We start from the raw sequence: 13,403 nt of genomic DNA on the forward strand, positions 1-13,403 counted from the left end.
TCACGCACCCCGGGGCCGGTGGCGTAGGGCTATTCGCCTGTGGTGGCGCGGTCGAGGATCTCGCGGGCGCTGCGCGCCACGGCCGCGTCGATGAGCCGCCCGTCGGCGGTGACGGTCACGCCGGAGCCGTCGCGTTCGGCGGCGGTCAGCCGGTCGACGACGTCGCGGGCGGCGGCCACCTCCTCGTCGGTCGGTGTGAAGACCCGGTTGACGACCGGCACCTGGGCGGGGTGGATGGCGGTGCGGCCCCGGAAGCCCTGCCGCAGCAGGAGCCGGCTGGTCTGTTCGAGGCGGTCCGGGTCGCGCAGGGCGGTCTCGGTGGGGCCGACCGGTGGGGCGAGGCCGGCGGTGGCGCCGGCCAGCACCACGCGGGAGCGCATCGGCCACAGTTCGGCCTTGTCCGGTCCGGGTTGCAGGCGCAGTTCGGCGGCGAGGTCGGCCTCGCCGAGGCCGAGCCGGACCACTCGGCGGGCGTAGGCCACGGCGTCGGCCCGCCATACTCCCCCGGCGGTCTCCAGGAGGGCGAAGATCACCAGGGAGCCGGTCGGTAGGCGGTGGGTGTGTTCGGCGTCGCCGAGCAGCGCGTCCACCTCGGCGAGCAGGTCGACGTCGGCTTTGGGCACCACCACGCCGGTGAGGCGCGGCCCGGCGATCGCGCCGATGTCGGCCGCCGGGGTGTCGGCGTTGACGCGTACCCACCATTGGGGGGCGGCGGGCGCGTCGGCGAGGAACGTCGCGACGGTGTCGCGGGCGGTGCTCTTGTGTGCGGGTGCGACCGCGTCCTCCAGGTCGAGGATGCAGGCGTCGGCGCCGCGGGTGGCGGCTCGGGCTAGTTTGTCCGGCTGGTCCCCCGGTACGTACAGGTAGCTGCGGGCGATGGGCGGGGAGGTGCCGACGGCGGTCACGGGCGGGTCGGGCGGGACAGGTATCGGCCGCGTGGCTGCCCGACCACGGTGCCGTCGCGCAGGATCTGTTCGCCGCGCAGGAACGTGTCGGTGACGCGGGCGGTCAGTTCCATGCCCTCGAACGGCGTGTACTCCTGTGCGGAGAGTGACTCGTCGGCGCGGACGGTCCAGGTGTGGTCGGCGTCGACGAGGCAGAAGTCGGCGTCCAGGCCTTCGGCGATGGCGCCCTTGGTGGCCAGGCCGAAGCGGCGGGCCGGTGCCCATGAGGTCAGTTCGGCGACGCGGGCGTAGGACAGGCCGCGTTTGGTGCCTTCGCTGATCAGGCCGGGTAGCAGGTATTCGGCGCCGCCGAAGCCGGACTTGGCGACGAAGATGTCGTCGTCGGGTTCGCCGAACTTGACTTCGGCGCGGCAGCAGGCGTGGTCGCTGACGACCCAGTCGAGTTGGCCGTCGAGCAGGTGCGCCCAGAGGGCCTCGACGTCCTCGCGGGGACGCAGTGGCGGGTTGACCTTGCCGCCGAGGCCGTAGGCGGTGTCGATGTCGGCCAGCAGGTGGCCGATGGTGACTTCGCGGCGGAAGTCGACGTGTGGGAACGCCTGGGCCATGCGGATCGCCGCGTCGACGGCCTTGGCCGAGGACAGGTGCAGCAGGTTGATGGTGGGTAGGCCGGTCTCGTGGGCGAGGTAGGCGGCGATGCTGACCGCGAGGCCCTCGGAGTGCGGTGGGCGGGAGGCGCTGTAGGCGGCCAGGCCGGTGAGGGTGCCTTCCTGTTCGACCATCCGGGTGTACGCGGACATGATCTCGGCGGTCTCGCAGTGCAGCGACAGGGAGATCTCGTCGGCGAGTTCGGGGAACTGTTCGCGGGCGGCCTGGACGCCGCGCATGACGAACTCGAAGTGCGCGTAGTCGTAGCGGGCGTCGGGCGGGATCATCAGGAAGGAGCTCTGGTCGGCGGAGCGTCCGTGCAGGCCGTGGCCGCCGTAGAACATGAAGATCTTGAACGAGGTGATGCCGTGTTCGCGGACGAGGTCGGGGATCTCGTTGATGTGTTCGGCGGTCATCGGGGCCACGTGGAAGGCGTAGTCGACGAAGGAGCGGTGGTCGGTGGCGGCGCGGACCTCGGGGAAGAACTCGCCGTACGGTCCGCCCCGGTTGAGGTAGTACTGGCCGGTGCGGATGTAGTTGATGGCGGAGGTGACGCCGCCCTGCGCGCAGGCGCGGCTCTCGGTGCCGGTGTCTTCGGCCAGTGGGTGGTAGATGCCCCAGTGCTGGTGGGCGTCGACGACGCCGGGGAAGGCGAGTTTGCCGCCGCCGTCGACGACGGTGGTCGCCTCGGTGGTGTCGATGTGCGGGGCGAGGTGGGCGATCCGGCCGTCGCGTACGCCGATGTCCAGCGCCGCCGGCTCCGCCTGGTCGTGTCGCACGACGCGGACGTTGCGCACTACGAGATCGAAGGGTTGCATGTTGTGCTCCTGATGGTCGGCGGGCGACGGGTCGCGGGCGGTCAGTCGGTGACGGTGCGCAGCCGGGTCAGTGGGCGCAGCAGGTCGGCCACGTCGGTGACGTCGGCGAGGTCGGCGACGGCGGCCACCACTTTCTCGGCGGTGTCGGGGTCGAGGCGACCGGCGACGTTGTCGTGGAACTTCATGGCCAGTTCCGCGTCGGACAGTGGTCGTTGGGGGCCGCCCCGGTTGGTCAGCACCTCTTCGCGCCAGGTCCGGCCGTCGTCGGTGTGGACGGTCACGATGGCCGGGAACTGGTAGGGGAAGATCTTGGTGCATTCGTCGTCGGCGACCACGTCGACGCGGGCCATCAACGCGCGGCGGGCCGGGTCGCGGGCCAACTCGTCGGTGAAGTCGCCGAGGCCGAGGCCGAGTCCGCCGCCGCCGAGCAGGCCGGCGACGATGGCGTACGGGCCGCTGAACTGGGCCTGGTAGCCGGTGTCGGGGGTGCGTTTGGTGTCGATGGGCTGGCCGATGGTGCGGATGACGGCGGCGGGTACCCGTAGTTCGATGTGGTCGATGCGGTCCAGCGGCACGTTCTGGGCGCGCAGGGCCAGGCCGGCGTCGATGGCGGCGTGGGTGAAGTGGTTGGCCGGGTAGGGCTTGAAGAAGATGTCCGGCACGGCCCAGCGTTCGCCGAGTCCGTCGGTGATCTGGTCGTGGTCTGCTTCGCCGCGCAGGAAGGCGGTGAAGAACCCGAACCGGCCCTCCAGCACGGTGGGTGGTCCGGTGAAGCCGCGTCGGACCAGGTCGGCGGCGGTGACGGCGCTGTGCGCGGCCCAGCCGCAGTGCAGCCGTTTGACGGTGCCGCCGGTGCGGTTGGCCTCGATCACTCCGGCGGCCATCGAGGCGGTCACGCCGAGCACGTCCAGCAGACCGTCCTCGTCGAGGCCGACGAGCATGCCGGCGGCCACGGCGGCGCCCATCGCGCCGCAGATGGAGGTGGCGTGCTGGCCGTGTTCGAAGAAGACCGAGTTGTTCAGCGCCGGGTCGTAGCCGGCCATGCCGAGGCGGACGGTGACTTCGATGCCGACGGCGACGGCGGTGGTGAGGGTCGTGCCGTCGGCGCCGGCGGCCTGGGCGGCAGCGAGGGCGGCCGGTACCACGGCGGCGCTGGGGTGCAGTACCGACGGCAGGTGGGTGTCGTCGTAGTCCAGCGAGTGGGCCAGGACGCCGTTGCCGAACGCGGCCTGCGCGGCGGGTACCGCGTCGGGTAGGCCGACGACGTAGGCCTGGGGGCGTCCGCCCTGCTCGGCGACGTGGTCGAGGGCGGCGTGGCTGGTGGGGAGCCGGTGGGCGGCGACGCAGAGGCCGAGGATGTCCAGGACCCGTTGGCGCACGCTGGTGACGACGGGTTCGGGCAGGGGTGCGGTGCGGGCGTGGGCGGCGAACGCGGCGAGCTGCCGGGCGAGGGTCTGCTCAGGCATCGACGACCACCGCCAGCGGACGCACCGGCGAGCCGGTGGCGCCGAAGATGGCCAGCGGTGAGAGCACGAACAGGAACTCGTGCACTCCGGCGGCGGCCAGTTCGTCCAGTGCCATCGTCTCGATGATGTAGACGCCGCGTTCGACCAGCAGCACCCGGTGTGCGGGCAGGACGCTGTGGCCGGCGCCGGGGCGCAGGCATTCGAAGGCGATGGTGTCCGCGCCGGCGGCGTGCACGCCCTGGTCGGCGAGCCAGGTGGCGCCGGCCTCACCGACGCCGGGTACGCCGCTGTCGTGGCCGACGAAGCGGGTGCGGTCGGCGTCGTCGAAGTGTCGGCCCCAGCCGCTGCGGATCAGCACCACGTCGCCGGGGCGTAGCGGGGTGCCCTGCTGTTCGGCGGTGCGGGTCAGGTCCTGCGGGGTGATCTCGTAGCCGGGTTCGCAGCCTTCGGGGGTGCCCAGCGCGGCCGGTACGTCGAGCAGCACACCGCGGCGCACCATCGGGGCGATGGTGTGGGCGCCCAGGTCGGCGAAGCGTCCGCCGCGTCCGGCGTCGGCGGCGTCGGCGCCGTCGTGCAGCCGTCCGTCCTGGGAGACGTGGGAGAAGGCGTCGATGTGGGTGCCGACGTGGGTGCCCATGGTGATGATGTCGTTGGCGGCGGAGCCGCCGTCGACGCGGACCGCGTCGCCGTGCCGTCGCGGCAGGGCGTGCCAGAACGGCGGGTGGTTCGGTGACTGGGGCATGCCGATGGTCAGGCGGCGGCCCAGGTCGTAGACCCGGGTTCCGGTGGCCACGGCGGCCAGCAGCGTCTGCGTTCCGCTTGCCGGGCTGGTGGTGGTGCTCATGGTGGTCACGGCAATCCTTACCTTCGTGGTGGCGGCCGTCAGGCCACGATCTCCCGGTCGCGTAGGTCGGCGACGGTGTCGGGGGTGCAGCCGAGTTCGTTGACGAGGAGATCGTCGGTGTCGGCGCCGAGGGGTCGGCCGGTGAAGCGGATCCGGCCGGGGGTCTCGGACATGCGCCACAGGACGTTGTGCATCAGGACCTGACCGAAGTCGGGGTCGGGGACGTCGACGACCATCTCGGCGGCGCGGACGTGCTCGTCGGTGACGATGTCGCGGGCGTCGTAGACGGGTGCGACGGCGGCGCCGGCCTCGTCGAAGGCCCGCATGACCTCGTCGCGGGTGCGTTCGGCGATCCAGCCGCCGACGTAGGAGTCGAGCAGGTCGGCGTGTTCGGCGCGTTGGCGTCCGGAGGCGAACCACGGTTCGTCGATGACCTCGGGGTGTCCGACGAGGCGCAGGACCCGTTCGGCGATGGTCTGGGCGCTGGTGGAGATGGCCACCCAGGAGCCGTCGCGGGTGCGGTAGGTGTTGCGGGGCGCGTTGTTGGTGGAGCGGTTGCCGTGGCGTTGGCCGATGATGCCGAGTTGGTCGTAGACGGTGGGTCCGGGACCGACGGCCATCATGATCGGTTCGAGCAGGCTGAGGTCGACGACCTGGCCCTTGCCGCCGTTGTGGTGGCGGGCCCAGAGCGCGACCATGGTGGCCGAGGAGGCGGCGATGCCGCAGATGCTGTCGGCCAGGCCGAACGCCGGCAGGGTGGGCGGGCCGTTCTCGTCGCCGGTGAGGTGGGCGAAGCCGCTCATCGCCTCGGCGAGGGTGCCGAAGCCGGGCCGGTGGGCGTAGGGGCCGCGTTGGCCGAAGCCGGAGATGCGGACGACGACCAGCGCCGGGTTGATCTCCAGGAGGGTGTCGGGGCCGATCCCCCACCGTTCCAGGGTGCCGGGCCGGAAGTTCTCCACCAGCACGTCGGCGGTGGCGGCGAGGCGGCGCAGCAGGTCGGCGCCTTCCGGTGTGGACAGCTTGAGCCCGAGCGTGCGCTTGTTGCGGGAGATCTCCTTCCACCACAGCGGTACGCCGTCCTTGGCGTGGCCGTGTCCGCGCATGCTGTCCCCGGCGACGGGGTGTTCGACCTTGATGACGTCGGCGCCGTAGTCGCCGAGGATCTGGCAGCACAGCGGTCCGGCCAGGATCGTCGAGGCGTCGATGACGCGCAGGCCGGTCAGCGGTCCGTCGTGCACGGGAGCCCCCATTTCATATCGTTCGCATCAAGCGAACGGTGTTTCGCTCAGCAGAATAGTTTGTTGTCAGCTGTGGGGTCAACGCACCGCCCTCACCGCCCGGCGGCGCGCAGCGCCCGTCGACCGCGCAGGACCACCGCGGCGGCGAGGGCGGCCACCACCGCCACGACCGCGCCGGTGCGCGCGGAGAACGCGTCGCCGAGCCAGCCGTGCAGGATCGCCGCCGCCGGGCGGATGCCCAGGAAACACATCGACCACAGCGCCATCACCCGGCCCCGTACCTCGTCGGCCAGGCCGTGCTGCATGGTGGCGTTGACGTCGCTGACCGCCAGCAGGTAACCGGCGCCGCCCACGGCGATGCCCACCGTGGCCATCACCGGTCCCGGACTGACCGCCAGCACCGCCATCCCGACGCCCAGGGCGGCCACCCCGACCGCGCCGGTACGGCCACTGCCCATCACCCGCCGCAACCGGCCCACCCAGCCGGCGATCAGCGCCGAGCCGAGCCCGAAACAGGTGATGAAGATGCCCACCATCAGCTCACCGCCGCCGAAGCCCTCGGCGAACAGCGGCGACAGCGTGTTGATCGGCTCCATCGCCAACCCGATCAGGGCCACCGCCACCAGGCACCGCACCAGCTCCGGCCGGTGGCGGACGTAGGCGACGCCGTCGAACACCCCCAGCCGACGCTTGCCGGTGCCGGGTTGTGCCCGGGGCAGCCGTACGCCGGTCAGCGCCAGCGCGAACACCAGGAAGCTGGCGGCGTTGACGGCGAACGCGGCACCGGCCCCGGCCAGCGCGTACGTGGCTGCCCCGGCCACCGGACCGATCGCCCGGGACAGGTTGAAGGTCAGCGAGTGCAGCGCGATGGCCTGCGGGACGTCGGCGCGTCCGACGATGTTGGGCACCAGCGCCTGGGCCGCCGGCCCGGTCACCGCCTGCCCCACTCCGGACAGTCCCACGAACGTCAGCAGCAGCGGGGCGTTGAGGGCGTCCAGGAACGCCAGCACCGCGAGCACCGCGGCGGCGGTCCCGCCCAACGTCTGCCCGACGATGATCAGCAGCCGCCGGTCGACCCGGTCGGCCACCGCCCCGATCACCGGCGCGAGGACCAGCTGCATCGCGAACTGCAACGCGGTGACCAGCCCCACCATGAAGGCGGAGCGGGTCAACGCGAAGATGGTCAGGATCGCCGCGACGTTCTGGAACCAGGTGCCGGTGTTGGACGCCAGCGACCCGAAGAAGTACGGGCCGAAGCGGCGGTCCCGCAGCAACGCGAGCGCGCCGCGACCCACCTCGTCGGTCGACGCGTCGGGCGGGCGGTCAGCCTGCGGCACCCGCGCCACCCAGGCCGTACCCCTGCGGTGTGCCGGCCGTCAGCGAGGTCCACACCGACTTCGGCCGCAGGTACAGCCGTGCCGCCTCGGTGCCGTTCTCCCGCCCGTACCCGGACAGGCCCACCCCGCCGAAGGGCACCAGGTCCGACAGCACCCGGTACGTGTTGATCCAGACCGTGCCGGCGCGGACCTGCCCGGCGAACCGGTGCGCGCGGGCGATGTCGGCGGTCCACACCCCGGCGGCGAGCCCGAAGTCGGTGTCGTCGGCCAGCCGTAGCGCCTCGGCGTCGTCGCGGAACGACGACACCGCCAGGACCGGGCCGAAGACCTCCTCGCGCAGCAGCCGCGCCTGCGTGTCCAACCGGTCGAAGACCGTCGGCGGCACGTAGAAGCCGTCGCGCAGCCGCTCGTCGTCGGGCAGGGCGGCCTGCGCCACCAGCCGTCCGACGGACCGGGTCTCGGCGATGAACTGCGCCGTCTTGTCCCGCTGCGCCGAGGTGATCTGCGGACCCAGGTCGGTGTCGTCGTCGAACGGGTCACCGACGCGCAGTCCGCGTACCCGCTCGGCGATCCGGTCGAGGACCTCGTCGTAGACGGACTCGTGCACCACCAGCCGGGAACCGGCGATGCACATCTGTCCGCAGGAGGCGAAGACGCCCAGCACCACCGCGTCGACCGCCCGGTCCAGGTCGGCGTCGCCGAAGACCACCTGCGGCGACTTGCCGCCCAGTTCCAGGGCGACCGGGGTCAGGTGCTCCGCCGCCGCGCGGGCGATCGCCTTGCCGGTGTCGTGGTGCCCGGTGAACACGATCAGGTCCACGTCCGGATGTGACACCAGCGCCGCGCCGGTCTCCCGACCGCCGGGCAGCACCGCCACCAGATCCTCGGGTACGCCGGCCTCGGCCAGCAGCCCGGCCAGCCGCAGCGCGGTCAGCGGGGTCTCCTCGGCCGGCTTGAGCAGGCAGGCGTTGCCGAACGCCAACGCCGGAGCGATCTTCTTGGCGGCGAAGAAGAACGGCACGTTCCACGGGATGACCCCGGCGACCACGCCGTGCGGCTCCGGCACCGTGTACGTGTGGTACTCGACGCCGACCGGGATGGTCTCCCCGCGTACCTGCTCGGCCCAGCCGGCGTAGTAGCGGAAGCTGCCGGCCGCCCGGCGCACCTCGCGCCGGGTGTCGCTGAGGATCTTGCCGGTGTTGCGGGTCTCGATCTCGGCCAGTTCCTCGACGGCGGCCTCGATGAGGTCGGCGACGGCGTGCAGGATCCGGCCGCGTTCGCTGCCGGTGCGGCGGGCCCAGGCCGGTTGCGCGGCCCGCGCCGCGCGGACCGCGGCGTGCACCTCCTCCGGTGCGGCGGGTGCCACCCGGGCCAGGACCCGGGCGTCGATCGGGGAGACGACCTCAGCCATCACTGGTCCCTTCGTCAGCGGCCGGGGTACGCGCCCGGCGACCCGGGTCCATCGACCCGGTGAGGTGTTCGGGCACCCAGACGTCCAGCACCGCCGGCACCCGGTCGCGCTGCACGGCGGCGCGGGCCCGGTCCAGGGCGGCGGCCAGGTCGGCCGCGCGCACCACCCGCTCGCCGTGGCAGCCCTGCGCGCGGGCGTGCGCGGCGAAGTCCGGCGACGGGGTGAGGTGACCGCCGAGCACCGTGGGCTCGGCGACGGCCAGACCGTCCGGGTAGTGCGCGGCCAGCGTGGTGGTGCCGGTGCGGTACCCGCCGTTGTTGACCACGACGGTGACGATCGGGGCGTCGTGCTGCTGCTGCAACCACAGGCACGAGTCCGGCGAGCCGAACAAGTAGGAGCCGTCCCCGGTGACCGCGACGGCGTGCGCGCCACCGGCGGCGATGCTGGCGCCGGTCGCCGCCGCCACCGACCAGCCGAGGCTGGAGCCGCCCTTCTCGAACAGGGTGCCCGGCTTCGTGCGGCGCACCGCCGTGGTGTCGAAGACCTCCCAGGTGAGCAGGTCGTCGGGGTGCAGGTGCGCGTCCAGCGCCGCCGCGATCAACGCGGGGGTGGGCACACCGCCGGCCGCTCCCCTGCCGGCGGTGTGCCGCTTCGTGCCGACGCCCGGTGGCCGCTCCCGGCGCTGCCGCACCGTGTCGGCGTCGCCCGAGGAGACCTCGCCCAGCACCGCGGCCAGGAACGCCGCCGGGTCGGCGGTGGTACGGGCGTCGGCCCGCAACTCGTACAGCGGGACCCGGCTCTCGATCGGGTCGGGTCCCACCCAGCCGATCCACGCGTCGTCGGCGGGCTGTTCCACCGCGGGCATCCACGGCACCGGGTGGTCCAGCACGACGACGACGTCGAACTGGTCCAACGGCGCACTGGTGTGCCACGGGTTGTCGTCGGGCAGGTTGACCCGGTAGCGGGAGGCGCGTACCTCCACGCCCAGGGTGTCGGCCAGTTCGGCGAGCAACTGCACCGCGCGGGGGTTCTCGCCGACCCGGTCGGTGACCACCACCGGGCGGCGGGCGGTCCGCAGGCGGCGGGCCACCTCGCTGACCACGCCGGGGTCGCCGGGGCCCAGCGTCGGCACACCGAGCGCCTGGGCGCTGGGCACCCGGTCGCCGACGGGCACCGGGTGGCGACCCACCTCCTCCGGCATCGCCAGATAGACCGGTCCGCGTCGGGGCGCCAGGGCGACCTGCAGGCCACGCGCCACGACCAGCGCGGCGTCGTCGAGGGCGGAGAGCTTGTAGTCCCACTTGACGTACTGGCGCACGATCGCGCCCTGGTCCCAGCGCTGCTGCTTCCAGAACACCGGCGAGGTGCGCGACTGCGCGGTGGTCGGCGGATACCCCGACATGATCATGATGGGGTGGTCGCCCCACATGGCGTTGTGGATCGCGCCGCCGTGGTGCAGCAGACCGAGGTCGGCGTGGGCGGCCGTCATGCTGGGTCCACCGGAGACCATGGTCTCGCCCATCGCCGCGGTCAGCGCGACGTGCTCGTGCGGGCAGGTGATGATCTCCGGGCTCGGCTCGCTCTTCTGGCGGGCCTGCGCGCCGGCCTCCTGGAAGGAGGTCAGCTCGGAGCCGCTGTTGAACCAGAGCCGGCGTACGCCGCTGGCGGCCGCCGCCGCGAGGACCGCGGCGGCGCCACCGACGGCGGCCGGGTCGGCCGTCACAGCTCCCTCGCGCGGGCGAGGTAGTCCGGGTAGATGAGCTTCTCGATCGGCGCGGCGGAGTTGACCAGCTTGGCCTTGACCAGGCTCTCCTGGCCGGTGAGCCAGGTCTGCGGGTTCATCTGCAGGGTGTTCTCCGGGCCGGCGGCCTGCCAGCTCTCCACCAGCAGCGGCAGCTCGGCGCGGGCCTGGGCGGCGTCCGCCTCCGGGTTGTACTTGCGCAGGTCGTTGATGACCTGCTCCCAGTTCTCCTCCTTGCTGGCGTAGTCGATGGCCTTGAGCACACCGGCCAGGAACCGCACCGGCATGTCGCTGTCCGACTCGACCATCTTGAGGCTGGTGTTGTACGAGTCCGAGGGCATCGGCGCGTGCTCGTCGGTGCTGAAGAAGACGACCTCGCCGATCTCCTTCTGGATGGTGGCCCGGTCGGTGTTGACGCAGATCCAGGCGTCCACCTCGCCCCGGCGCGCCAACTCGTACGCGGCGGTGCCGACACCGGTGACCGGACGCTGCACCGACCCGGGGTCGATGCCCGCGTTGATCAGCATGACGTCGAGCAGGTTCTCGGTGGCGCCGCCGGTGGAGACGATGCCGCAGGTGCGTCCGGCGAGCTGGGCCGGGCTGCGGATCGGGTCGTCGGGCAGGGACACCACCTCGAACTGCGACTTCTGCCGGACGCTGGCGATGCTGACGAACGGCGCGTCCTCGTTGGCCACCGCGATGATCGCGTTGATGCCGTTGGCGCGGGTCATGTCGGCCGAGCCGCCGAGGACGGCCTGGATGGCGGTGGCGGTGCCCTGCCCGCCCTTGATGTCCAGGTTGAGGCCGTGCTCGGCGAAGTAGCCGCGCTCCTTGGCGACCATCGTCTCCACGAAGCTCAACGTCAGGCCGGAGGCGGTCATGTACGAGCCGTTCAGGCTGCCGTCGGCGTTGACCTGGTTGTCGTCGCCGCCGCAGCCGCTGAGCATCAGGGTCATGCCGCCGGCGGTGGGCAGCAGCAGTCCGGCGGAGGCGCCGAAGCGCAGGAGCGAGCGCCGGGAGACCGGCGCGCCGAAGGAGGGGTTATGTGTCACGGAGGACTCCCGGGGCGAGGAAGGTACGGATGGGTGACGGATTCGGGCAAGGAGAGGTCCGCCAGTGCCGCGTCGCGGCGCCGACCGGGTCGTGTGGTGTGTCAGGTGAGGGCCGGGCCGCCGGTCAGGGGCGACGGCGCGGTTGCACGGACTCGTGCCAGGGGATCAGCAGCCGGCGGGCGCCGGTGACGATGCTGTAGAGGGTGAAGCCGAACAGGGCCATGATCAGGATTGCGCCGAACAGCTTGTCGACCTGGAGGTTGTTCTGCAGGTTGACCGCGTACCGGCCGAGGCCCTTGTCACCGCCGAGGTACTCGCCGACGATCGCGCCGATGGTCGCCTGGACGACCGCCAGCTCCATGCCGGCCAGGATGAAGGGCATCGTGTAGGGCAGGTCGGCCTTCCAGAACCGTGTCCACCGCGACGCCTTGAGCGTCGTCATCAGGTCGTGCATGGAGCCCGGCACCGAGCGGACACCGAACGAGGTGTTGATCAGCAGCGGGAAGAAGGCCAGCAGCGCGGCGATGACCACCTTGGACGAGGGGCCGAAGCCGAGCCAGAGGATGAACAGCGGCACCAGCGCGACCTTCGGCACCACCTGGGTGGCCACGATGAACGGTCGGACGATCCGGTCGAACAGCGGCGACTTGCCGATCATCAGGCCGAGCCCGACGCCCAGCACGATCGCCAGCGCCAGACCCATCATGACCTCGTAGAAGGTCGTCCAGATGTGGGTCCGCCAGACGAACGGGTCGACGATCTGCTCACTGAACGCCTTGAACACCGCCTCCGGCGGCGGCAGCACGAACCGGGACAGGTCGGTGACCTCGACGTAGATCTTCCACGCCACGAGGAACAGCGCGATCAGCAGGGGGCTGGTGTAGAAGGACAGCCACCGGTTGTTGCGCAGCCGCTCTTTCCAGGTCGGCGGTGGTGGCTTCAGCAACTCTTCGGCGGAGGGTGTCGGCGCCGGCTGGCGCTCTTTAGTGGCAGTCACTGTGCGGCACCTCGGTATGCGGTCAGGCCGAGACGGCGGATCGGTTGTCGGGGTCCTGCACCGCGCCGATCTGTCGACGCAGCTCGGCGGCGAGATGGCGGAACTCGGCGGTCTCGGTCATGTCGATGGTGCGCGGCCGGGGCAGCGTCACCTCGGTGATGGAGTGGATGTGGCCGGGCTTGGTCCCCAGCATCACGATGCGGTCGGCGAGGAACACCGCCTCGGAGACGGAGTGCGTCACGAAGACGACCGTCTTACGGTTCTCCAGCCAGATGCGCTGCAGCTCGGAGTTCATCATGTCGCGGGTCTGCGCGTCGAGCGCGCCGAACGGTTCGTCCATGAGCAGCACCTGCGGGTCGTGTGCCAACGCGCGGGCGATGGAGACCCGCTGGCGCATGCCGCCCGACAACTGGTGCGGGTGCTTTCCCTCGGCCTCCGGCAGGCCGACGAGTTCGAGCATCTCGCGGACCCGCGTGGTGCGTTCCCGGCGGCCGACGCCGGCCATCTCCAGCGGCAGGGCCACGTTGGCGGCGGCGGTCCGCCAGGGCATCAGGGTGGCCTCCTGGAAGACGAAGCCCAGGGGGCGGTCGCCGTCGGACCGCGTGCCGTGGTCGAGGCTCACCCGGCCGACGGTCGGGCTCTCCAACTGACCGATGATGCGCAGCAGGGTGGTCTTGCCGCACCCGGACGGCCCGAGCAACACGACGAACTCACCGTCGGCGATGTCGAGCGAGACGTCGCTCAGGGCGAGCATCGACTGCCCGCCGGCGCCGGCGAAGACCTTGCTGACGCCCTCCACTTTGATCGCACTCATGGGCTACCCCTGTCACCGACCGGCCCGCGTTTGATCGCGAGATTGTTCGCTTGTGCAGTACGCCGTTCTGTTGGTGCGAACGTAAGCTATGTTCGGCGGCAAGGTCAATGGCCTGTAGGACCCGACTCGGCATCA

Annotated in this window: 11 protein-coding genes; all 11 read right to left on the reverse strand. The window is 71.8% G+C overall.

The window, feature by feature from the left end; translation table 11 throughout:
• Positions 1 to 29 precede the first annotated feature (29 nt).
• The 11 genes from ACZ31C_RS25525 to ACZ31C_RS25575 all read right to left on the reverse strand — a co-directional run bounded on the left by ACZ31C_RS25525 (position 30) and on the right by ACZ31C_RS25575 (position 13,268).
• Complete coding sequence (locus tag ACZ31C_RS25525; protein WP_465797419.1) at positions 30 to 905, reverse strand: HpcH/HpaI aldolase/citrate lyase family protein; 876 nt, start codon at positions 903 to 905, stop codon at positions 30 to 32.
• Positions 902 to 2,368: a dihydroorotase gene (locus ACZ31C_RS25530; RefSeq protein WP_465797420.1), complete on the reverse strand. Its 1,467-nt coding sequence runs from the start codon at positions 2,366 to 2,368 to the stop codon at positions 902 to 904. Before ACZ31C_RS25530 ends, ACZ31C_RS25525 begins: the two co-directional genes overlap by 4 nt.
• Positions 2,369 to 2,409: 41 nt before the next feature.
• The gene (locus ACZ31C_RS25535) at positions 2,410 to 3,834 is read right to left on the reverse strand and encodes an MmgE/PrpD family protein (protein ID WP_465797421.1); all 1,425 of its coding nucleotides are present in this window, start codon (positions 3,832 to 3,834) and stop codon (positions 2,410 to 2,412) included.
• On the reverse strand, positions 3,827 to 4,678 hold the full coding sequence (locus tag ACZ31C_RS25540) for a cyclase family protein (RefSeq protein ID WP_465797551.1): 852 nt from the start codon (positions 4,676 to 4,678) through the stop codon (positions 3,827 to 3,829). The genes ACZ31C_RS25535 and ACZ31C_RS25540 overlap by 8 nt, the downstream gene beginning before the upstream one ends.
• Positions 4,679 to 4,716: 38 nt before the next feature.
• Positions 4,717 to 5,928, reverse strand: a complete 1,212-nt coding sequence (locus ACZ31C_RS25545; RefSeq protein ID WP_465797422.1) for a CaiB/BaiF CoA transferase family protein — start codon at positions 5,926 to 5,928, stop codon at positions 4,717 to 4,719.
• A gap of 80 nt (positions 5,929 to 6,008) precedes the next feature.
• On the reverse strand, positions 6,009 to 7,253 hold the full coding sequence (locus tag ACZ31C_RS25550; RefSeq protein WP_465797423.1) for an MFS transporter: 1,245 nt from the start codon (positions 7,251 to 7,253) through the stop codon (positions 6,009 to 6,011).
• The gene (locus ACZ31C_RS25555) at positions 7,240 to 8,664 is read right to left on the reverse strand and encodes an aldehyde dehydrogenase family protein (protein ID WP_465797424.1); all 1,425 of its coding nucleotides are present in this window, start codon (positions 8,662 to 8,664) and stop codon (positions 7,240 to 7,242) included. Before ACZ31C_RS25555 ends, ACZ31C_RS25550 begins: the two co-directional genes overlap by 14 nt.
• Positions 8,657 to 10,387, reverse strand: a complete 1,731-nt coding sequence (locus tag ACZ31C_RS25560; protein ID WP_465797425.1) for a thiamine pyrophosphate-dependent enzyme — start codon at positions 10,385 to 10,387, stop codon at positions 8,657 to 8,659. The genes ACZ31C_RS25555 and ACZ31C_RS25560 overlap by 8 nt, the downstream gene beginning before the upstream one ends.
• On the reverse strand, positions 10,384 to 11,457 hold the full coding sequence (locus ACZ31C_RS25565) for an ABC transporter substrate-binding protein (protein WP_176094144.1): 1,074 nt from the start codon (positions 11,455 to 11,457) through the stop codon (positions 10,384 to 10,386). Before ACZ31C_RS25565 ends, ACZ31C_RS25560 begins: the two co-directional genes overlap by 4 nt.
• A gap of 124 nt (positions 11,458 to 11,581) precedes the next feature.
• A complete protein-coding gene (locus tag ACZ31C_RS25570) occupies positions 11,582 to 12,454 on the reverse strand; it encodes an ABC transporter permease (protein WP_131052286.1) in 873 nt (290 codons plus the stop codon).
• Between the two features lie 22 nt (positions 12,455 to 12,476).
• Positions 12,477 to 13,268 carry an ABC transporter ATP-binding protein gene (locus ACZ31C_RS25575; protein WP_350694330.1) on the reverse strand — a complete coding sequence of 264 codons (792 nt, stop codon included), beginning with the start codon at positions 13,266 to 13,268 and terminating at the stop codon, positions 12,477 to 12,479.
• Between the last annotated feature and the right edge of the window lie 135 nt (positions 13,269 to 13,403).

It is taken from the genome of Micromonospora sp. NPDC023869 (assembly GCF_055559695.1).

What these genes read in the sequence shown, in the direction of transcription:
- ACZ31C_RS25555 (WP_465797424.1), bottom strand. Translation starts at nt 8,664, where the DNA reads ATGGCTGAGGTCGTCTCCCCGATCGACGCCCGGGTCCTGGCCCGGGTG.
- ACZ31C_RS25545 (WP_465797422.1), bottom strand. Translation starts at nt 5,928, where the DNA reads ATGGGGGCTCCCGTGCACGACGGACCGCTGACCGGCCTGCGCGTCATC.
- ACZ31C_RS25530 (WP_465797420.1), bottom strand. Translation starts at nt 2,368, where the DNA reads ATGCAACCCTTCGATCTCGTAGTGCGCAACGTCCGCGTCGTGCGACAC.
- ACZ31C_RS25535 (WP_465797421.1), bottom strand. Translation starts at nt 3,834, where the DNA reads ATGCCTGAGCAGACCCTCGCCCGGCAGCTCGCCGCGTTCGCCGCCCAC.
- ACZ31C_RS25540 (WP_465797551.1), bottom strand. Translation starts at nt 4,678, where the DNA reads ATGAGCACCACCACCAGCCCGGCAAGCGGAACGCAGACGCTGCTGGCC.
- ACZ31C_RS25575 (WP_350694330.1), bottom strand. Translation starts at nt 13,268, where the DNA reads ATGAGTGCGATCAAAGTGGAGGGCGTCAGCAAGGTCTTCGCCGGCGCC.